The sequence below is a fragment of the Acinetobacter sp. G11 genome (genome assembly GCF_049808495.1).
Taxonomy (GTDB): Bacteria; Pseudomonadota; Gammaproteobacteria; order Pseudomonadales; family Moraxellaceae; genus Acinetobacter; species Acinetobacter kookii.
In genome coordinates, this window is sequence record NZ_JBNCAT010000008.1 from 13,403 (window position 1) to 34,167 (window position 20,765).

General features: G+C 41.9%; 20 protein-coding genes. 11 read left to right on the plus strand and 9 right to left on the minus strand.

Annotated elements, in window-relative coordinates:
* The first annotated feature begins 103 nt into the window (after nt 1–103).
* The 5 genes from ACPUEY_RS05000 (at nt 104) to dapC (ending at nt 6,462) form a co-directional block, all read left to right on the plus strand.
* Entirely contained in the window at nt 104–859 is a 756-nt protein-coding gene (locus ACPUEY_RS05000) for an AzlC family ABC transporter permease (RefSeq protein ID WP_425121340.1), read from the plus strand.
* Nucleotides 849–1,196: an L-valine transporter subunit YgaH gene (gene ygaH, locus ACPUEY_RS05005; RefSeq protein ID WP_092819281.1), complete on the plus strand. Its 348-nt coding sequence runs from the start codon at nt 849–851 to the stop codon at nt 1,194–1,196. The genes ACPUEY_RS05000 and ygaH overlap by 11 nt, the downstream gene beginning before the upstream one ends.
* Nucleotides 1,197–1,355: 159 nt before the next feature.
* Nucleotides 1,356–2,570 (plus strand): formate-dependent phosphoribosylglycinamide formyltransferase, encoded by a 1,215-nt coding sequence (gene purT / locus ACPUEY_RS05010; RefSeq protein WP_171259669.1) that lies wholly within the window; start codon nt 1,356–1,358, stop codon nt 2,568–2,570.
* Between the two features lie 30 nt (nt 2,571–2,600).
* Nucleotides 2,601–5,267: a [protein-PII] uridylyltransferase gene (gene glnD, locus ACPUEY_RS05015; RefSeq protein ID WP_425121341.1), complete on the plus strand. Its 2,667-nt coding sequence runs from the start codon at nt 2,601–2,603 to the stop codon at nt 5,265–5,267.
* A gap of 25 nt (nt 5,268–5,292) precedes the next feature.
* Nucleotides 5,293–6,462, plus strand: coding sequence for a succinyldiaminopimelate transaminase (gene dapC / locus ACPUEY_RS05020; protein WP_425121342.1), 1,170 nt, complete (start codon nt 5,293–5,295; stop codon nt 6,460–6,462).
* Nucleotides 6,463–6,612: 150 nt separating this feature from the next.
* Here the strand turns inward: dapC and ACPUEY_RS05025 are convergent, their stop codons facing one another.
* A complete protein-coding gene (locus ACPUEY_RS05025) occupies nt 6,613–7,095 on the minus strand; it encodes a glutathione peroxidase (protein WP_092819277.1) in 483 nt (160 codons plus the stop codon).
* Nucleotides 7,092–7,511: a peptide-methionine (R)-S-oxide reductase MsrB gene (gene msrB, locus ACPUEY_RS05030; RefSeq protein WP_092819276.1), complete on the minus strand. Its 420-nt coding sequence runs from the start codon at nt 7,509–7,511 to the stop codon at nt 7,092–7,094. Before msrB ends, ACPUEY_RS05025 begins: the two co-directional genes overlap by 4 nt.
* A gap of 152 nt (nt 7,512–7,663) precedes the next feature.
* On the opposite strand from msrB, the gene ACPUEY_RS05035 reads away from it, so the two are divergent.
* On the plus strand, nt 7,664–8,899 hold the full coding sequence (locus tag ACPUEY_RS05035; RefSeq protein ID WP_131274321.1) for a pyridoxal phosphate-dependent aminotransferase: 1,236 nt from the start codon (nt 7,664–7,666) through the stop codon (nt 8,897–8,899).
* Nucleotides 8,900–8,973: 74 nt separating this feature from the next.
* On the opposite strand, the gene ACPUEY_RS05040 is transcribed toward ACPUEY_RS05035, so the two are convergent.
* The gene (locus ACPUEY_RS05040) at nt 8,974–10,950 is read right to left on the minus strand and encodes an acyltransferase family protein (RefSeq protein WP_425121343.1); all 1,977 of its coding nucleotides are present in this window, start codon (nt 10,948–10,950) and stop codon (nt 8,974–8,976) included.
* 220 nt (nt 10,951–11,170) lie between these two features.
* Nucleotides 11,171–11,317 carry a hypothetical protein gene (locus ACPUEY_RS05045; RefSeq protein WP_425121344.1) on the minus strand — a complete coding sequence of 49 codons (147 nt, stop codon included), beginning with the start codon at nt 11,315–11,317 and terminating at the stop codon, nt 11,171–11,173.
* 214 nt (nt 11,318–11,531) lie between these two features.
* Here ACPUEY_RS05045 and ACPUEY_RS05050 point away from each other — a divergent pair, with 214 nt between their 5' ends.
* A complete protein-coding gene (locus ACPUEY_RS05050; protein WP_425121345.1) occupies nt 11,532–12,710 on the plus strand; it encodes a YbfB/YjiJ family MFS transporter in 1,179 nt (392 codons plus the stop codon).
* A gap of 11 nt (nt 12,711–12,721) precedes the next feature.
* Here ACPUEY_RS05050 and ACPUEY_RS05055 read toward each other — a convergent pair whose 3' ends face one another.
* Together ACPUEY_RS05055 and icd are read right to left on the minus strand one after the other, a co-directional pair.
* Nucleotides 12,722–13,267 carry a M23 family metallopeptidase gene (locus ACPUEY_RS05055; protein WP_425121347.1) on the minus strand — a complete coding sequence of 182 codons (546 nt, stop codon included), beginning with the start codon at nt 13,265–13,267 and terminating at the stop codon, nt 12,722–12,724.
* A 155-nt stretch (nt 13,268–13,422) separates the two neighbouring features.
* The gene (gene icd / locus ACPUEY_RS05060) at nt 13,423–14,676 is read right to left on the minus strand and encodes an NADP-dependent isocitrate dehydrogenase (protein WP_131274324.1); all 1,254 of its coding nucleotides are present in this window, start codon (nt 14,674–14,676) and stop codon (nt 13,423–13,425) included.
* 384 nt (nt 14,677–15,060) lie between these two features.
* Here icd and ACPUEY_RS05065 point away from each other — a divergent pair, with 384 nt between their 5' ends.
* Together ACPUEY_RS05065 and ACPUEY_RS05070 are read left to right on the plus strand one after the other, a co-directional pair.
* Nucleotides 15,061–16,275 (plus strand): tyrosine-type recombinase/integrase, encoded by a 1,215-nt coding sequence (locus tag ACPUEY_RS05065; protein WP_425121348.1) that lies wholly within the window; start codon nt 15,061–15,063, stop codon nt 16,273–16,275.
* Nucleotides 16,276–16,277: 2 nt separating this feature from the next.
* On the plus strand, nt 16,278–16,445 hold the full coding sequence (locus ACPUEY_RS05070; protein ID WP_425121349.1) for a hypothetical protein: 168 nt from the start codon (nt 16,278–16,280) through the stop codon (nt 16,443–16,445).
* A 61-nt stretch (nt 16,446–16,506) separates the two neighbouring features.
* Here the strand turns inward: ACPUEY_RS05070 and ACPUEY_RS05075 are convergent, their stop codons facing one another.
* Genes ACPUEY_RS05075 through ACPUEY_RS05085 form a run of 3 tightly spaced genes read right to left on the minus strand, consistent with a single transcriptional unit; the run spans nt 16,507 to nt 18,459 of the window.
* A complete protein-coding gene (locus tag ACPUEY_RS05075; protein ID WP_425121350.1) occupies nt 16,507–17,112 on the minus strand; it encodes a hypothetical protein in 606 nt (201 codons plus the stop codon).
* Nucleotides 17,113–17,128: 16 nt separating this feature from the next.
* Entirely contained in the window at nt 17,129–17,785 is a 657-nt protein-coding gene (locus ACPUEY_RS05080; RefSeq protein WP_425121351.1) for a hypothetical protein, read from the minus strand.
* 8 nt (nt 17,786–17,793) lie between these two features.
* Nucleotides 17,794–18,459 carry a hypothetical protein gene (locus ACPUEY_RS05085; RefSeq protein ID WP_425121352.1) on the minus strand — a complete coding sequence of 222 codons (666 nt, stop codon included), beginning with the start codon at nt 18,457–18,459 and terminating at the stop codon, nt 17,794–17,796.
* A 352-nt stretch (nt 18,460–18,811) separates the two neighbouring features.
* Between ACPUEY_RS05085 and ACPUEY_RS05090 the strand changes: the two genes are divergently transcribed.
* Together ACPUEY_RS05090 and ACPUEY_RS05095 are read left to right on the plus strand one after the other, a co-directional pair.
* Nucleotides 18,812–19,375: a LexA family protein gene (locus ACPUEY_RS05090; RefSeq protein WP_131274327.1), complete on the plus strand. Its 564-nt coding sequence runs from the start codon at nt 18,812–18,814 to the stop codon at nt 19,373–19,375.
* The gene (locus tag ACPUEY_RS05095; protein WP_425121354.1) at nt 19,372–20,670 is read left to right on the plus strand and encodes a Y-family DNA polymerase; all 1,299 of its coding nucleotides are present in this window, start codon (nt 19,372–19,374) and stop codon (nt 20,668–20,670) included. The genes ACPUEY_RS05090 and ACPUEY_RS05095 overlap by 4 nt, the downstream gene beginning before the upstream one ends.
* Nucleotides 20,671–20,765 lie beyond the last annotated feature (95 nt).

Consider the following 20,765-nt stretch of genomic DNA (forward strand, 5'->3'; position numbering starts at 1 on the left):
TCAGGCTCGCCTCGATAAACAATTCGGCACTATGCTAGTGAATTCGAGTACAATACTCAATCATCATTTGACCTGCTGTTCAACTCTCCCGCAAAGGTGTGTCGTGTCTGAGCACAAAACTCCTCCAGTTCAAGCTGCTGGCTTTTGGCAAGGTGCTAAAGACAGTCAAGCGATTATTTTTACTTATCTTCCCGTTTCCTTTGCTTTCGGGGTCTCGGCCAGCCAGTTTGATTTTAGCTCCTGGGAAGCGCTGTTTTTATCCTGCTCGATGTATGCCGGTGCCAGCCAGTTTCTGGTTGTCGCCTTACTGGGCAGTGGCACCTCCATCTGGATGACCGCCCTCACCGTGATTGCGCTGGATATTCGACATGTGCTTTACGGACCAGCCCTACAAAACCTGATTCAGGACAAGCTGAATTTGAAGAAAACCGCCGTCTGGGCCTGGGGTTTAACCGATGAAGTGTTTGCCTCGGGCATGATTAAACTGTCGCAACGCCGTCAGGAATGGTCTGAATCCTGGATGCTGGGCTTAAGCCTGTTTAGCTGGATGTCCTGGGCTTTAGGTTCTTTCCTGGGGGGATTGTTCGCCGACCAGGTCAGTGCCTTGCCGCAGTTTTTACAGGCCGCACTGGATTTCCTGCTGCCGGCTTTATTCCTGAGCTTCCTGCTGGCTGCCTTTGAAAAGAAACATACCTTTATTGTCACGGTCTGTTTAATTGTTTCCGCAATTGCCTGCTATTTCATTAATTTGTCTGCAGCCATTTTTATAGGGATTCTATCCGGCATTCTGGCCGGCTTATTTAAGCACTATGTTTTAAAACAGCATGATGATGCACTGGGAGAAGCCCATGAATCTTGAAATTATTCTGGTCGGGATTATTGTCGGGATTGCCAATTTTGCCTCACGTTTTGGTCCTTTTTATGTCATTCAAAAAAGTCGGCAAAATGCTCAAAAGCGTGGCTCGGTCTGGATCAGAATTGCTTTAGGCAGTATTGGCATTGCCGCTATCAGTTCCATGCTGGTGGTGGCGACACTTCCGCCACTCATGGAAAATCCGAATAAAAGCTTTGCCATGCTGGTCGGTTTTTTAACCTTAGCCGGGCTGTATTTTAAGTTCAAGAAGATTGTTCCGGCGACTTTGACCGCTGCGCTGGCCTATGGCGTGATTTATACCTATCTGCCAGTTTCATTTTAAAGCCTGTATACAAGTCCCTCTTTTATAAAGAGGGATTTAGGGAAATTTTTAAAGCACTTTATAAATAAAATTGTTGGACAATATCATTATTTTATGTGAATCCGGGCTTAATTCGGCAATCAGTTCTGCTATGCTAAAAGTCCATAAAATCAAGCATGGATGATTTACATGAGCGTGACTATTGGTACTCCCCTTCAAGCTTCTGCCTTTAAAGTTTTGCTCTTAGGCTCAGGAGAATTAGGTAAAGAAGTGGTGATTTCTCTGCAACGTTTAGGTGTAGAAGTTCATGCTGCTGACCGTTATGACCATGCGCCTGCCATGCAAGTTGCCCATTATGCCTATACCTTGAATATGGCAGATGCCGAAGAACTCAAGCAACTGATCCAGCAGGTTAAACCTGATTTAATTGTGCCTGAAATTGAAGCCATCGCAACTCAGGTTCTGGTGGAAATCGAACAACAGAATATTGCCACCGTCATTCCTTCTGCCAAAGCCGTCAACCTGACCATGAACCGTGAAGGCATTCGCCGTCTGGCTGCCGAAGAACTGGGCTTGCCGACTTCAGCTTACCGTTTTGCCGACTCGCTAGAATCATTCCGTGCAGCCTGTGATGACATTGGCTATCCCAACTTTGTCAAACCGGTAATGTCTTCTTCCGGTAAGGGACAATCACGCGTCAAGAACTTTGATGAAGTGGATGCGGCCTGGGAATATGCGCAAACCGGTGGCCGGGTCAATCAGGGTAAAGTGATTGTCGAATCGCAAATCGACTTCGACTTTGAAATTACCCTGCTCACGGTACGTGCCAAAAATGCGGAAACCGGTGAAATTGAAACGCAATACTGCGACCCGATCGGACACCGTCAGGACTCTGGCGATTATGTCGAAAGCTGGCAGCCTCAGGCCATGACAGCGGCGGCTTTAGAAGAAGCCAAACGCATTGCACATAAAGTCACAACAGCTTTAGGAGGCTGCGGTATTTTCGGCGTGGAACTGTTTGTCAAAGGCGATAAAGTATGGTTTAGTGAAGTCTCTCCACGTCCGCATGACACAGGGCTGGTCACCCTTGCATCGCAATTCCAGAGCGAATTTGAATTACATGCACGTGCCATTTTAGGCCTGCCGGTAAATACATCTCGTCATAGTGTTGCAGCCAGTGCTGTCATTTATGCAGGCGTTGATGACACCAATCTGTCTTTTTCTGGCTTAAATCTTGCTTTAGCCAATCCAGACACCGATTTACGCCTTTTTGGTAAACCCGAGGGTTTTAAACGCCGTCGTATGGGGGTTGCAACTGCACGTGCTGAAACAACAGATCAGGCGCGTCAACTTGCCCTAGAGACGGCGTCTCAAGTCAGTGTTCAACAAAACTAAACCTGCCACCTTATTAACGGACCACTGTTCATGATCAATACCTCTCCTCTGCTGAATTACGTTAAAAGTAACCATGACATCCAGGCAATCAATCAATGGCGCACCGATGTTGAAAATCAGCTTCAGGAAAGTTTTGAAAATGGACAGTCTATCCGGGAAATTATCCTGGCCCGCTCCCATTTGATTGATGAAGCCCTGGAGTTTCTCTGGAAACATGCTGAACTTGACCAGACCGATCTGGGCTTGTTTGCGGTAGGTGGTTATGGCCGCCGGGAAATGCTGCCTTATTCCGATGTCGATATCATGATTTTATCGGAACATGACATTACTGCCGAGCAGGAAAAACTGATTTCCACTTTTATCTCCTCGCTTTGGGATGTCGGCAATTTCAAACCCGGTATTAGCGTACGGACCATTTTGCAATGTGTTGAACAGGCCACCAATGATTTAACCGTCGCAACTGCGCTGATTGAATCGCGCTTAATTAGCGGCAACCGGCATCTGGCTAAATGGCCACGTCGTATTGTGTCGCAAACCTGGACCGATAAAACCTTTTTTGATGCTAAAATGGATGAGCAGGCAAAACGCTATGCGCAGCACAACAATACCGAAAGCAACCTGGAACCGGACATCAAGAATGCGCCGGGAGGCATCCGCGACATCAACCAGATTGGCTGGATTGCCAAACGTCACTTTCGGGTCAACCGGATTTATGACCTGGTGCATTTAGGCTTTATTTCAGAGTTCGAACTGGGTGTTCTAGAAGAAGCTGAAAGCTTTTTATGGGAAATCCGTCATCATCTGCACCGTCTGACCAAACGCGATGAAAACCGCTTATTGTTCGATTATCAGCGTGATATTGCGGCCTTGTTTGGCTATACCCGTGAAGAAGATAAATCGCCGAATTATCCGATTGAACAGTTCATGAAGCGCTATTACCGTAGCGCACAGCAGGTCTCTACCTTAAATGAAATGCTGCTGGCCTACTTTAATGAATCTGTGATTACCCCACGGTTGCCCAACTACGAGCGCAAAATTGAAGAAATTAACGAAAATTTCAAACTGGTCGATGGCAAACTGGCGGTACAGCATCATAAAATTTTCTCGGAACGTCCAAGTGCAATTTTAGAACTGTTCTATTTATTGGCGAACCGTCCTGAAATTGAAGGTATCCGTGCCCGTACTTTGCGTCTGCTCACCCTGGCAGCCAAACGCATCAATCAAGCCTATCGCGATAATCCCGAACATCAGGCCCTGTTTATGGCAATCATGCGTTCGCCGCATCGCCTGTATGACACGCTGGTGGCGATGAAACGTTATGGCGTACTCGGAAACTATATTCCGGCATTCGGGCAAATTATGGGCCTGATGCAATATGACCTGTTCCATATCTATACCGTAGATGCGCATACTTTATTATTGCTGCGCAATTTAAACCGCTTTAAAGAACCTGAATTTGCCAAAGATTTTCCGGTGGTCAGTTCGGTGTTCCAGCGTCTTCGCCGTCGCGACATTGTCTATCTGGCCGCCTTGTTCCATGACATTGCCAAAGGTCGTGGCGGTGACCATAGCGAACTGGGTGCAGAAGATGCGATTGCCTTCTGCCGTACCCACGGCTTTACCGAACGTGAATGTAACCTGGTGGCCTGGCTGATTCAAAACCACTTGCTGATGTCGATGACCGCACAGAAAAAAGATATTTCCGACCCGGACGTGGTACAAGATTTCGCTGAAAAACTCGGTGATATGGAACACCTGGACTATCTGTATACCTTAACCGTTGCCGATATTAACGCGACCAATCCAAAACTGTGGAATACCTGGCGTGCCTCCCTGATGCGTCAGCTTTATACCCACGCACGTGATGTGATTCGTACCGGTCTGGGACATCCGGTGGATTATCAGATGCTGATTGAAGACACCAAATTCGCTGCCAGCGAATTACTGGTCAATGACTTCTCCCTGGCGGATGTCGAAAAAGTCTGGCAAGAACTCGGCGATGAATACTTTATTAAGGAATCAGCCGATGAAATTGCCTGGCATACACGTGCCATCTTGCAACACGGCCATAATCCAGAGCCGTTGGTATTGATGCGTGCCCATCGCCAGTCGGCACAAGATGCCGTGCAGATCTTTATTTACACTCAGGATCAACCGAATTTATTCGCCACCACCGTCGCCATTCTGGACCGGATGAACCTAGATGTTCAGGATGCACGGATTATCACCGCATCAACCGCCTTTAGCCTGGACACCTATGTGGTGCTGGACCGTTTTGGGACTTTGCTGACTGACCCTGAACGTGAACAAACGGTCATTGAGGCCTTGGTCAAGGCGTTGAGCGAGTCAGATAAATATCCGGGCTTAATGCAACGCCGTATTCCACGCCATTTACGCCATTTCGATATTGAAAATACCGTGGATATCACCCTGAATGCAGCACTTCAGCAAAATATGGTGGAAATTGCAACGCTCGACCATCCGGGTTTACTTGCTAAAGTAGGTGGTTTATTTATGATGCAGGGTTTAGATATCCATTCTGCTAAAATTGCCACCCTGGGTGAGCGTGCAGAAGATATTTTCTTTGTCACCAAAAAAGATGGCAAGCCAATGACTGATTCAGAAGCTGAAACTTTTGCTGCCCAATTGAAGTCAGCTCTGGATGAAGCCTCAAGTCTAGTCTCTGGTCATCATTAACTTAAATTTACGCGGTATCGATTTCATGAACTCAAGTTTGTCATTATTGCATCCTTATCCTTTTGAAAAGTTAAATAAGCTTTTTCAGGGTATTCAACCTGCAGATTTACCACTCATTCCATTATCGATTGGTGAACCAAAGCATCCGGCACCGGAGTTTGTGAAGCAGGCCATTATTGACAACTTCCAGCATTTATCGACTTACCCGAACAGCAAAGGCTTACCTGAATTACGTCAAAGCATTGCCAACTGGCTCACCCGTCGCTTCAAGCTGAACAGCATTAGCGCTGAAAACCATGTTTTGCCTGTATCGGGAACACGTGAAGCGATCTTTTCTTTTGTTCAGGCTTTGGTCAACCGCGAAGATGCACCGTATGTGGTGATGCCGAATCCTTTCTATCAAATTTATGAAGGGGCAACTTTGCTTGCCGGTGCCAAACCTTACTTCATTAATTGCACAGAAGAAAACAATTATCTGGGTGATTTTGATGCAGTTCCCGCAGAAGTGTGGGAAAAAACGGCATTATTATTTGTCTGCACCCCGGGTAATCCGACTGGTGCAGTATTGTCCAAAGAACAATTTAAAAAACTGATTGCCCTTTCAGACCAGTACAATTTTGTGATTGCCTCAGATGAGTGCTATTCAGAACTCTGGTTTGATGAAGCCCCTGTCGGTTTACTGGAAATCTGCGCTGAACTGGGTCGTGACGACTACAAAAACTGTGTGGTGTTCCATTCACTGTCCAAGCGTTCAAACCTGCCGGGCATGCGTTCAGGTTTTGTTGCCGGTGATGCCTCTTTACTGAAACCTTATTTGCAATACCGTACCTATCACGGTGCTGCCATGCCGGTTCAGCATCAACTGGCCTCTATTGCGGCGTGGGATGATGAAGTGCATGTGGAAGAAAACCGTAAGCTGTACCGTGCCAAATTTGAACTGTTTCAAAATGAACTGGGGCATTTACTGCCACTGAAAAAACCGGATGCGGGTTTTTACTACTGGCTGAAAGTCGACAATGACGAAACTTTTGCCAAAATGCTGATGGAAAAAGCGCATATTAAAGTCCTGCCAGGCCGTTACCTTTCACGTGATACCGAGCAAGGCAACCCGGGTGAAAATCATGTCCGTATGGCATTGGTCGCCGATATCGCACAATGTGAACAAGCTATTCAGCGTTTGAAAGCCATTCTTTAATGGCCTGAATAAGCAATAAGATCAACCATTATCCACTGCTGCAACAGTGGATAATTTTTTGCACATGCATTTAAACGCAGCCTATAAAATGAGAGAGGGCGATTCATGAATCGCCCTATTTTATTTATTTTCTATTATTCCAGCTTAAGCTTACTGCGCTAAAGCTGCTTCAATTTCATTTTCCAGATCTTCAGGCTTGGTGGTCGGTGCAAAACGATTCAATACTTTGCCATCTTTGCCAATCAGGAATTTGGTAAAATTCCATTTAATGCCGTTGCCTAAAATTCCCTTGCTGTTATTGGTCAGATAGCGGAATAAAATGTGGGCTTCAGGTCCCTTGACATCCACTTTGGCAAACATCGGGAAATTCACCCCGTAATTTTTTTGGCAGAATGCACCAATCTGTTCATTGGACCCTGGATCTTGCCCGCCAAACTGGTTACAGGGAAATCCCAATACTTCAAATCCCTGATCTTTGTATTTTTCATACAATTTTTCAAGACCTGCAAACTGGGGCGTAAAACCGCATTTACTTGCGGTATTTACAATTAATAAAACCTTACCTTGATAATCGGCAAATGATTTATTTTTTCCATCTAACAACTCAGCCTCAAACTGATAAATGTTGGTCATGGATAGGTTTCCTCATCATTTTTTTCTTGTGTTTTTAATTCTAAAGAAGCTGAATTGACGCAATAGCGCAATCCTGTAGGTTGTGGACCATCTTCAAAAACATGGCCTAAATGTGCGCCACAATGATGGCAAACAATTTCGGTTCTGACCATCCCATGCGAAGAGTCCTGATGCTCTTCAATAACCGAGTTATTTACAGGACGATAAAAACTTGGCCAGCCACTGCCGCTGTCATATTTAGTTTCAGAAGAGAATAATTCTGTCCCACAGCAACGGCAAAGATAAGTCCCTGCTTGCTTTGTATTCCAGTACTTACCGGTAAATGCTGGCTCCGTCCCCTTTTGTCGCGTAATGCGAAATTCGTCTGGTGATAACTCTCTTTGCCATTCTCGGTCTGTTTTATTGAGTTTTCCCATCACTAACTCCTTTAAATCTTTGACATTCAATGTCATGCTTCAGTACTTCATATTTACGCTAGAGCAAAAAAAATATCTAGCTAAATTTCAATATAGATTGTGATATTTCAGTAATCTATTTTTTTTACACACTTACATAGTTGGATGGAAATATGTCCGTTTTAGGTAACACTACGCCACGCGAAATTAAAAAATCGTCTAAGCTCGAGCATGTATGCTACGACATTCGCGGACCTGTGTTACGAGCGGCCAACGAAATGGAAGAGGCCGGGCATAAGATTATCAAGCTGAACATCGGTAATCCCGCCCCGTTCGGTTTCGAAGCGCCGCAAGAAATTATTAATGATGTGGCTTTAAACCTGCCGAATGCTGTAGGTTATACCGATTCAAAAGGGATTTTCCCTGCACGTAAAGCCATCTGCCAGTATTACCAGCAAAAAGGCATTCTGAACATGCATGTCAATGACGTGTATATCGGTAATGGCGTGTCTGAACTGATCGTGATGGCCATGCAAGGCTTGCTGGACGACGGCGATGAAATGCTGGTGCCAATGCCTGACTATCCATTATGGACAGCTGCCGTAAACCTGTCTGGCGGTACTGCAATTCACTATAAATGTGATGAGGAAAACTTCTGGTATCCAGACATTGCGGATATGGAAAGTAAAATCACGCCCAATACCCGCGGTATTGTGATTATCAATCCAAACAACCCGACCGGTGCGGTATACCCTCGTCATGTATTGCAACAAATTGTTGACCTTGCGAAGAAATATGACCTGATTTTGTTTGCTGACGAAATTTACGACAAAATTATTTATGATGGCATCGAGCATGTTGCTGTCGCTGCGCTTGCCGGTGACCAGCTTTGTATTTCTTTTAATGGCTTGTCTAAAGCGTACCGTATCGCAGGTTACCGTTCAGGCTGGATGGCCATTACCGGTGATAAATCACGTGCTCTAGACTATATTGAAGGCTTGGACATGTTGGCCTCGATGCGCCTATGCGCCAACCATCAGGCACAATATGCGATTCAAACCGCTTTAGGCGGTTATCAGTCCATCAATGACCTGATCCGTCCGGGTGGCCGTTTATATGAGCAACGCAATATTGCCTGGGAAATGTTAAATGACATTCCGGGGGTCTCTTGCGTAAAACCGGAAGGTGCCATGTACTGTTTCCCTAAACTGGATCCGGAAATTTACCCAATTCAGGATGATGAAAAATTCATGCTCGACTTATTGCGTGCGGAAAAAGTGTTACTGGTTCAAGGAACGGGTTTCAACTGGCCGACTCCTGATCATTTCCGTGTGGTGTTCTTGCCTGCCGAAAATGAACTGCGTGAAGCGATTACCCGTTTAGGTCGTTTCCTGTCAAAAATGCGCTAATGTTCTAAGTTCTAAGATAAATAAAAAAACCGCGTTTGATCACGCGGTTTTTTTATGGCTGATGTGAGCGCCTGTTAGTCTTTCAGCGGATTGCCAAACTGTTTTAGATATTCAATGCCCAATTGCCGCGCCCCCTGATCATTAATATGATTGCTGTCTTTATTCCGATATAAGGGCACATCATTAATCATAATTTTACACGCCTGCTGATTGCAGATGACCCTGGTCGGGTCAATGATTTTCAGGTCAGGGTATTTCTGTTTGGCTTCTGCAACAATGCGATTAAATTGTAGTAGCTGTGCCTCATAATTCTTTCGGGAAACAGTACATGGCGCTTGGGTATGTAAAATTTCATTGCGAAGATTACAATCTGCCGGCACCCCATCTCTATCTAACCGAGGTACATCATTCAGCAGAATGACCTGATCACTGGACTGATAGGCAATCTCCAGGGCTTTCATAAAGCCGGTTTTAAATATTTCTGCATTGGAGTGATGTATACCATCTTCCAGTTTCACCTCATCACCAAAATACGGCACATAGGAACCGGCCAAAATAATGGTGGGATAATGTGTTTTTGAAAGATGGGCCGTAATCGCCTCATTTCTAAATGCAAACTTGTCGAGTTTTGTCCAGCGGTTAAAATTCGCTTCCGAACGCTGCACCCCGGGCAAGTAAAAAGTTGAACTTTGCGTGATGTCATAACCGCGCAAATTCGCATCTTTGGCCCATACATCCAGCATCGCGGTATAACCGTTGGCATGCGAATCGCCAATCAATAAAAAGTCGATATCGGCTTTCGGCTTGCCCAAGACACAGTCGTCCTGATCGGGTAAAGCTTTCGGATCCTCAATATCCATGCATTTATTTCGGATTACATGCGCATAAGAAAGCATGGCTTCCTGCTTGCTATAAACAGATTGCGGAAACCGGTCTGGAAAACCCTCATTGAAATTGACTGTCTTGGCAATGGCGATAAAACTCAGGGCTGGCACCAGAAAGCCGATAACAATCACTTTGTAATTCGCTGCCATCACAAAACGTTTGCTGGGTTTTTCAATAAGTTGATAGGTTAAAAATGCCAATATAATCGATAATAATACAATCACTACCTGATTCTCGGCATTCAATGGCCGCATATAGATGCCGAATAACACGATAATCGGCCAGTGCCATAAATATAAAGGATAAGAAATTCTTCCCATCCAGGTACTGAAACGATTACTTAACAATATATTGCTTGAGGGTGAAGACTGGCCTAGATAAATAATCAGCGCTGTCGCCAAACACGGGATCAGCGCCATTGCGCCAGGAAAAGGCGTCTGTTTATCAAAATACACAGCTGTGGCAAACAATATGACCAAACTGCCCCAAATCAGGCTTTGCAGTAATTTTTTTGGCAGTTTGAGCTGGGGCAGAAAGCCAATCAATGCACCAATCAGCAGCTCGAAAGCACGAACCGGCATACTGTAATAGGCCTTCGCTGCATTCTGAGTCAACTTGTGCTGGGCATACAGCAATAAGGCCAAAATGAATGCCGTGACTACAGCCCACATATATTTACGCGATACCTTTCCTGCAAATAGCAATAACAGTAAAGGCCAGAAAATATAGAACTGCTCTTCAACCCCCAGCGACCATAGGTGCAATAAAGGGATCCCTTCAGCATCCTGGCTAAAATAATCGCCCACTTCATTGCGCATATAGATATTTGCCATGAGCAAGGTCGCATACATGACACTGTCAAAATATTCGGTCAATTCACCAGGGAGCATCACCTGCCAGGCAATAATACTTACAACGCTGAGTACGGTAAAATAGGCCGGAGCTAAACGTACCACACGTTTCTTGTAAAATCGTGCGATGGAAAACCGTTTGGACTGAATATCATGCGTTAAAATAATAGTGATTAAATAACCTGAAATGACAAAAAAGACATCCACACCAATATATCCTCCTGAAAAGAAAGATAATCCGACATGGTTAAAAATCACCAATAAAACGGCAATGGCCCTTAAGCCATCAATATCAGCGCGATAGGAGAAATTCATAATTTCAAAAAAGTACGATGACGTAGCGGGATTGTAGACCTTTGCATTGAAAAAATTCAATTTTCAAAATAAAGGGTTATATGTCACACAATGCTATAAAAACAGTCTTAAACATTAAATCTCTTTCATAAATCAAAAAATGTTCAATATTAGATATTTTAAATCAGCACGGCCTCATCTGATTGATTTAATTTTTTGTACCTTTTCGTAGGCAATCTCTCTAGTTTTGAAAGGTCAAAATGAGGATCTCAAAATATATTTTGAGTCCGCAAGAAAAACCTTTTGTTTCCCATACACGACATCCTGAGCCAGCTTTAAGCACTGCTTTAAAATGCAGCGCAAGGGATGGGAAACGTGTGGCATCCATGCCACACTCATGAATCCAATATCGACTAAAATCTATTTTCAATTTCAGCTTTACGAGCAATTTTTAGTTTCTAGAATGATTTATGAAAGAATTCTATTACTTAATAACGCGTGCATGCATGTTTTTATAGTGTTTATTGGTTCTAATCCTGTTTATTCTGCGGCACTCATGCTATTTATAGGATGAATGAATAATAAATACTGTGAGTACATGGATGTCCTCAAACAATATCAAGCTTAGTCTGTTGTTATGCCTCAGTATGTGCTTGGGGATTGGTATTTTACGTTTCTCCTATACTGCGCTGTTACCCAGCACACGTGAAGCTTTTGCCTGGAGTACAGGCTTTGCCAGCCTTTTAGGCAGTGCCAATTTACTCGGCTATTTAATGGGTGCTTTTGCAGCCATGCGCCTGCCTCAAAACAAAAGCATGACCCTATACATTCAGATTGCCGCCATCGCCGGCATGTTCAGCTTGATGTGCTGTGCATTTTCCGGTTTTCCGCAAGCCTGGTATATTTTTTGGCGGGTGATTTCAGGAATCAGCGGTGGCCTGCTGATGATTTTATCTCCGAGTGTGGTGGCACAATGCTGTGAAATTCAGGACCGTTTTAAAATCAATTTTATTGGTTTTAGCGGAATTGGTCTTGGGGTTTTATTGGCAACCCTGTTCCTGCCTTATCTGGACCAGATTTCAATACAGACCGCCTGGCTGATTTTATGTGGTTTCGCGCTGATTATCTGTATTTGCTTAAGTGTCTTACTGCAACAATTTAAGCATCATCTGTCTGCACAACCAGTGCAGACTCAATCTAAAATTCCACTCAACACAATCTTTTATAGCTTGCTGGTCGTGTATGCCTGTAGTGCTTTTGCCTATATTCCGCATTCACTGTTCTGGATTGACTACCTGAGCCATGAACTGGGACTAAACCTGTTCTGGATTAACTTGAACTGGATTCTGTATGGCTTGGGCAGCGCTTTGGGGGCTTTTGCGGCCTATACACTGGCAAGAAAATTTGGCAATTTTTTCGCCCTGAAAATTCTCTACAGTCTGTATATTATGGCGATTTTTATTGCCACCTTAAACACCAGTCCGCTGCTGACTTTTGCCTCTTCCTTTTTTACCGGCATGCTCAATCCGGCAGTGGTTTTTTTGACCTCTTATACGATTTTACAACTCTATGGTCTGGCCTATAAAAAGCTCTGGAGTATTGCCACGCTGTGTTTTGCCTCTGTGCAGCTGATTGGCGGATTAAGTTTTAGTACCCTGCAACATTTCGGCGTGACTTATCATCAACAGTTTATCCTGGCTGCGGTGGTTTTATTATTGGGAACATTGCAACTGGCCTGGTATACCCGCCCGGCTAAATTCAAAACCAGCGAGCAGACATAACCGCTTTCTGCTCAGGAATCTGGAACCAGATAAGGATATGGATTGATAGCACCTTGCCCTTGCATATAAATTCCATAATGCAAATGTGGTGGGGTATTTTCAGCATTACCGGTATTTCCTACATAACCGATGACTTCGCCTGCTTCTACCCAATCACCTGCCTGAATCTGGGCTGCATAATCATCTAAATGGGCATAATAATGCCGGCTTAAATCCGGTCCCACAATCCAGACCACGTTTCCCCCCAAATGATTCGTACCTACCTGCAATACAATGCCTTGAGTAGTGCTTCGAACCGCCGTGCCACGCCTGGCAAAAATATCTACACCTTCATGCTTGCGCCCTTCGCTACGCGCAGCTCCCCAGGTGTCTTGTATTTGTCGGGGTTGAATATTTTCCACGGGTATGGCAAGCCGTGTGGGCAAGTCCGTTTTTTGTAATTGCATATATAAAATGGGATAACGCATGCCTGCTGCATCACCCGATGCTGGCGGCTGGCAGCCTGAAAGCAGCACGAATGCCATCATTAAACTCAGGCAGGAAATATTTTTGGACATGTTTCGATGCTGATGCATGAATTTCAGGAATGAAAATGATCTAATCCATTTCATCTTAAATTTTTAATTCCATTGAATGAAAGATCATTTCTGTAAATATAAAAAAACCTGCGACATACGCAGGTTTGTTCTTATACAGATTTAGGTCAAATGACTTATTCCATGTTGTTAATGACCGCCTGACCAAATTCCGAACAACGGAGCAAAGTCGCGTCCGGCATTAAGCGTTCAAAATCATAGGTCACGGTTTTATTGGCAATCGCACCTGAAATACCCTTGATGATCAGGTCAGCCGCTTCAGTCCAGCCCATATCACGCAGCATCATTTCAGCAGAAAGAATAATTGAACCCGGATTGACTTTGTCTTGACCGGCATATTTAGGTGCAGTCCCGTGAGTCGCCTCATACATCTGGATAGCTCCGCCAATATTGGCACCAGGCGCAATCCCGATCCCGCCCACTTCAGCAGCAAGCGCGTCAGAAATATAGTCACCGTTTAGGTTCAGCGTGGCAATTACCGAGTAATCGGCAGGACGCATCAGGATTTGTTGCAAGAACGCATCTGCAATGACATCTTTAATAATGATATCTTTGCCATTTTTAGGGTTTCTGATTTTAACCCATGGTCCACCATCCAGAAGTTCACCGCCAAAACGCTCAAGCGCAACTTCATAGCCCCATTCCTTGAAGGCACCTTCGGTGTACTTCATGATGTTGCCTTTGTGCACCAGGGTTACGCTAGGTTTGTCATTATCGATGGCAAACTGAATGGCTTTACGAACCAGACGCTGAGTCCCTTCTTTAGATACCGGTTTAATCCCGATCCCGCAATTATCTTCGAAACGGATTTTGGTCACACCCATTTCTTCTTTCAGGAATCGAATGATTTTTTTCGCTTCTGGAGAATCTGCTTTCCATTCAATACCCGCATAGATATCTTCAGAGTTTTCACGGAAAATCACCATGTCCGTCAGTTCAGGATGCTGAACCGGAGAAGGCACACCTTCAAACCAGCGCACTGGACGTACACATACGTACAGGTCTAATTCCTGGCGTAATGCAACGTTTAGGGAACGGATACCGCCGCCAACCGGCGTCGTTAAGGGACCTTTAATAGAAACCACAAATTCACGCAGGGCCTCAAAGGTTTCTTCCGGCATGTAGGTACCGTAGATTTTGTCTGCTTTTTCGCCGCAATAGACTTCCATCCACTCGATCGAACGTTTGCCAGCGTAAGCTTTCAGAACCGCAGCATCAACCACTGCTTTCATTGCCGGTGTAATGTCTACACCAATACCGTCGCCTTCAATAAAAGGAATAATAGGATTGTTTGGAACATTGAGTGACAAGTCTGCGTTTACGGTAATTTTGCTACCATCCGCAGGAACAACGATCTTCTGATAACCCATTGTATAGGTTCTCCCTTTGTATCTAGCGATATCTAAAAATAATTGCCGATTAGGCAATACTTTCGTCCTTTCTTAACGCATAATAGTTTAATTGAATTCCATTGTGTTTAAGATTTATACGGGAAATAACAATATTTCCCCATTGAATAAAACTTAACCTTTTTTAGTCTTATGTAATTAAAGAAGTCATTTCCTATGAAAATCGTCATTCTCAACAATTCTGAATACCAAACTCGCTATTAATCTGTATTAGTCTGCTATCACTACACTACAGCTTTAAATAATAATATTTTTATTCTGCAATAATCTTTTTTAATCTATTTTAATCTGCTATCAAAACGGGTAACTTAACGGGTAACTTATTTTCTCCGCAAGTTACCCGTCATGCTAACTGATGCCAAAGTTCGGACACTCAAGCCTAAAGAAAAGTCATACCGCATTCTGGATGCTGAACGCCTTTATATTGAGGTGCGACCAACAGGGAAAAAAATATGGCGTTTTAAATATATCCTACATGGGAAAGAAGGAACCATTAGTTTTGGCGAGTACCCTGCTGTTTCATTGGTTCAGGCACGTAAACTTAAAGATGAAGCTAAAGCAAAACTTGCTACAGGACTAAATCCATCGCAGGAAAAGAAAAAAGAACGCATGGAAAAGCAATTGAAGGTAAAAAATACCTTTAAGGCGATTGCTGAAGAATTTGTTGCTGAAAAAATGAAATACAAGTCTGAGGATTACATAAAGCGATTTATGACTTGCATGGAGAAGGATGTTTACAAGGAGATTGGTAATCTACCAATCAATGAAGTCACATCTGCTCATGTTCTTAATATTATGAAAAACACCGTGCAGCGCGTACAAAGCCAACCAAACTATGGTACTGGTGAAGCTGCGGCAAATTTGTGTCGTCGCTTTATTGGCCTGGTGATGCGTTACGCTATTGTGACATTAAGGACTGATAATGATCCAACTTATGCGGTTAAAGATGCTATTGAATCACCAGAGGTTGAGCACGCACGACCATTGGAGAGGCATGAAAAAACAGCTTTAATGGAAAAATTAAAAACGTATGGTGGAACCACAACAGTAAGAAATGCAATTCAAGCCATGCTCTACTCTATGCTTCGTACTGCCGAAATTAGGCGCATGGAATGGGGATTTGTAGACTTTGAGGAAAAGATAATCAAGTTCCCAAAGGCTTCCAGGAGGCTGAAGCAAGAACGCACAATGAAAAAAAATAGGGTTCATATTGTGCCAATGTCTTTCCAGTTACTTGAGCTAATGCAGCAACAGAAAGCGATTACTGGTGACCAAAAATATGTATTTGCTTCACCATATAAAAGAGACTGCATGCTTTCCAGAACAGCTATTAATAAGATGCTAACCTATGTGGGGTTGGGCCAGATTACAGCTCATGATTTTAGAGCAACCGCTTCTACAGATCTAAATGGCAAAGGGTATAAGTCAGATTGGATTGAAGCCCAGCTGGCACACGCCGATGATAACAAGACTAGGGCGTCATATAATCATGCTAAATATTTAGCAGACCGCAGAAAGATGATGCAAGACTGGGCTGATATGGTGGATGGGTGGAAATAACAATGAAAACACCAGAATACTTTCACATCGAACATTACATTAAATTTTCCAAGCCCTGGAATAAAAAATCAGGTTGGGCTGTGTGGCATGGTTGTTTTGATTGTGAGCATGGGTGTGGAAGTGAGTATTTGGTTTTGGGTGGGGTAAAAAGTTCCGGCTATATGGATTAACTAAGGTAATCCATATAGCTAACATCATGAACAAATAATAATTCGATTCTATATTTTACAATTACTTCTCAATATCAGATGTCTTTACAAAATAGCCATCCTCGTGAAGACTCATTGCATCACCATTGGAATTAATAACATTTAATTTTAATTTATGCTGTAAAAGCATATGCAATTTTTTCTGATCTACCAATCCATCTTTAATAGCATTAAGTAACAATGTGGTGAGTTTTTTCTCATTGTACCTTTTCACCCTCTTATCCCTTAATGCCGATGTAATTAATAAACTAACTTGTCCAAGCTTTTTAAAGTTTAGCTCAATCATATCTTGATGTAAGTCAGCATACGTACTAATTACAGTATCTCCCGGTGACTTCTTAAGCGTTAGACCTAACTGAGTTACGTTTGATTCATCAAAATAAACAATCTGTATTGTATTCAGCCTTTCTAACCTTGAATTCGTAATTAACGCTAAAATAGCTTTTTCTATCTCATCGTCACTAGTATTTTCAACTGTCCATAAAGACAACTCATCTTGAGAAGTGCGCAAACATGAAGTTAAAGCATCTGCTTTTATAGTAGGCAAGATTTCTTCATCTGTTTTTTTCTCTAGATCTTCCTCACTTGGCCATTTCGATTTACTTATTTTCCGAACACACACGCCCATTCTTTAATCGTTCCTCTCAAGAATTTTCTTCGTTATACATTTCAACCAACTCTAGTCTATATTCGTCAATCCATTGAGGGGCTAAGTGCGAATGGGTAAGAAGGCGATGAAAAACATCACTCATTACTTTCTCTTGAATTCTTAACACATACTCCTTTATTTCAGTATCCTTATGATTTAGAAGAATAAATAAGTTCGTAAGGAATTGACTATCTAAAAATTCATTAGCTACGTTTCCTAAAATCTTCACGATATTTAAAAGAAGTTTAGAATCATTATAAGAGTCAATAATCCATTGTCCCACATGATTAAGAGTTTGCACTTTTTCCATTTTTAAAAATTTTACAAACTCTTTTTCAATTGGGGATACGTATTCAATCGGAACATCCTCGAATCTAAGAAAATTATCAAATTTTTCTTTAAATATTTCAAAATCATTTGAAAAGCGCTTTTCAAAAGTATTCCTATTTTTTTTCTCAATGATAAAATAATCAGTAATACTTAGTGTATTTGAATAGTTGTTATTCTTAGATGCATTACTTAATAGTGTATTAGTATAATTATTATACACAATAGGATTATCAAATAATGGTGTGTAATCTTTACTAATTGAAGACGTATTTATACCTTTATCCTTTAAAAAGGCAGCATTCGAAATTTTGGATTCCAACATATATAAACCTAACCTTCTATTAAGATTTGGCCTGCGCCAGTAAGAAAATTTTCGATATCTATGATATTAAATCGCGGAGCATCTTTGTCAGCTAATGTATTGATGTCAAAACTATAATTTAAAATATTCTGAGGTGCTCCAGCTTCTTTAGATATGTAATCAACCGTTTTTACAAAATTAACTAGCTCAGAAATGCTACTTAATGTCTGCCTTAACACAACCCGAGTTCTATGTTCAATAATTTCACTAGTTAACTTATTTGCTTCTTTGTAAGCCTCAATATTTTCCTCTGAATCTTCTTCAGTTTGAATAAATCCAAGTCTAGAAACTTTACTAAAGTTAATTTTGTTTTCTATTTTTCTCAATATTCTAATAAATATGTCAAAAAAATTACTCAAAGGATCAGTAGCACTTATATTAGTTTCATAAACCAACATATCAGGACGAACTTGGAGAATTGTCTGCTGGTTAGCACTTACAAGTTCTAATGACTTAAGCAAAGTAATCTTTTGCCCAGCTTGTGCGAACTCAATTCGTTGCTCCGTTACTTCTTTTGGAAATAAATGGAATTCGTGAAATAGAGCGCTTATTTCCAATAAATTCATAGGTTCAGTAGAAAAAGGTGAAAAATTACCTGTAAGTACAATTTGAATATTTTTTAATTTGTTTTGCATTAAACCACCCCAGCAATATTAGTATTAATTATATTGATTCATTTTCATTAAATTCAATATTATTTTATGTTAATTAATGAATTAAATAAAAGATATACTCAATTAGGCACATGTTCAACACAAAATCACGTATGCATAAAAGCCCTCAAGTGAGGGCTTTGTCTTCTGGCCAACCTTCCCTTAATCTTTCGACATCAATTTCCTAGGATTATTTACAATACCATTCGTCAGAAAATTACATAATCTGCGTCATTTTATGTCGTACCATTGATTTTAAAGGTATTTTTGGATTTGTATGTAATGTGTCGAGTCTCTACAATCTTGATTAATGTAACAATAATCAAGGTGTAAAATGTCTGATACAAATTCTCATGGGGGCTTCAGGGTTGGCGCGGGAAGAAAAAAGTCCGAAGAGACAAAAGTTATCCGTGTGCCTGAGTCACGAATCCTAGATATCAAAGAATACTTAAAGTCATCCAAAAAAGAAATTGAAATTGTTGATATTCGTCAATTTGATCCTGTCACTAAAATGGAAATACCTTTAGTCACTGAACGTGTTCAGGCGGGCTTCCCCTCACCGGCTCAGGATTACGTCGACAAAAAACTAGATCTTAATGAATTCCTAATTAATAACGCCAATGCAACTTTTATTGTACGGGCGAACTCATTATCAATGCTTAATGCTGGAATTGATATCAATGACGCTTTAATTGTTGATCGAAGTATTGAAGCTCAACACAGAGATATTGTCATTGCGTGTGTAGATAACGAATTTACTGTTAAAAGATTGATAGTTGATGCTAAAGGATGTTGGTTGAAGGCTGAAAATGAAGGCTATTCAGACATACATCCAGAAGAAGGTCAGCAGTTTGAAATCTGGGGTGTGGTCACTAACGTGATTAAAAAATTCAGATGAAATCACAAGAAGAGATTTACGCGCTTATAGATGTAAATAATTGCTATGTAAGCTGTGAGCGCCTTTTCAACCCAAAACTTAAAGATGTACCTGTAATTGTGCTTTCCAATAATGACGGGTGTGCTGTGGCACGTTCACAGGAAGCAAAAGACCTCGGCATAAAAATGGGTGTTCCTCTTTTTCAGATTCGAGACATTGTTGAGAAGCATAATGTGCGGGTGCTTTCCAGCAACTATGCTTTGTATGCAGAAATGTCTCACCGCTTCCATTCAATTCTTGCTGAATATGTGGCACCTGGTGAGCAAGAAATCTATTCAATTGATGAGTGTTTTTTAAAACTAACAGCTTATGCCCAGAATTATGATCTGGTGGAATATGCTCAGGACATGCGACGACGAATCTTGAAGTGGATTGGCTTACCCGTCTGTGTTGGTATTGGACGAAGCAAGACTGAAGCAAAACTGGCTAATCACATGGCCAAGAAAGCTAAAAGGTTTAATGGAGTTTGTGACCTAGTTTCTATGGATCCAAAACATAGAGATTATTTTTCAAGCTTGATTGACGTTTCGGAAGTGTGGGGAGTCGGTCGCAAACATAGCAAGAAGTTAAATAGCATAGGGATTAATACTGTTTTTGATCTGGCTCAAGCAAATCCCCATAGAATTGGAAAGATGTTTTCGGTTGTGATGCAGAGGACAGTAATGGAGCTTCAAGGTGTCTCGTGTATTGAACTCGAATATGCACCAGCAACCAAAAAGCAGATTATCTCATCACGCTCATTTGGATCTCGTGTAACCGATATAGATTCTTTGTCCGAAGCAATGAGCGATTACCTACAGAATGCAGTAAAAAGATTGAGAGAAGAAAAATCATTGTGTGGATGTGTTATTGCGTTTGCTCAGTCTAATCCTTTTGATGCAAACAGGCCTTTTTACAATAAGTCTGTAACTATTGGATTTCCAGAGCCTACCGACTCTGCTGCAGTCATGAATAAAGCTGTAATGCGGCATATGGAAGAGTTGTTTTTGCCTGGAATTGAGTTTAAGAAATGTGGCGTAATTTTGACTGCAATCGAACCAAAATCAACATACATATATGACCTACTATCTGATCATACTCAAATTGAGAAAAATGAAAGACTTCAAGAAGCTTTGGAAAAAGTAAAAATTAAATTTGGTGATAAGAAACTAGCAATTGGACCATGTAAGATGCATGGTCGTGCTTGGGCGATGTCACGCCAAAACTTAACCCAGAATTACTTTAGTTGGGATGGTTTATTAACTGTAAACGATTAAAGAAAATTTTGTTTATAATTAAAAGGAAAGAAAAATGAAAACATGGCTCTACTTCTATATTGAGCACACGATAAGACATGGAGAATTTTTTAGGA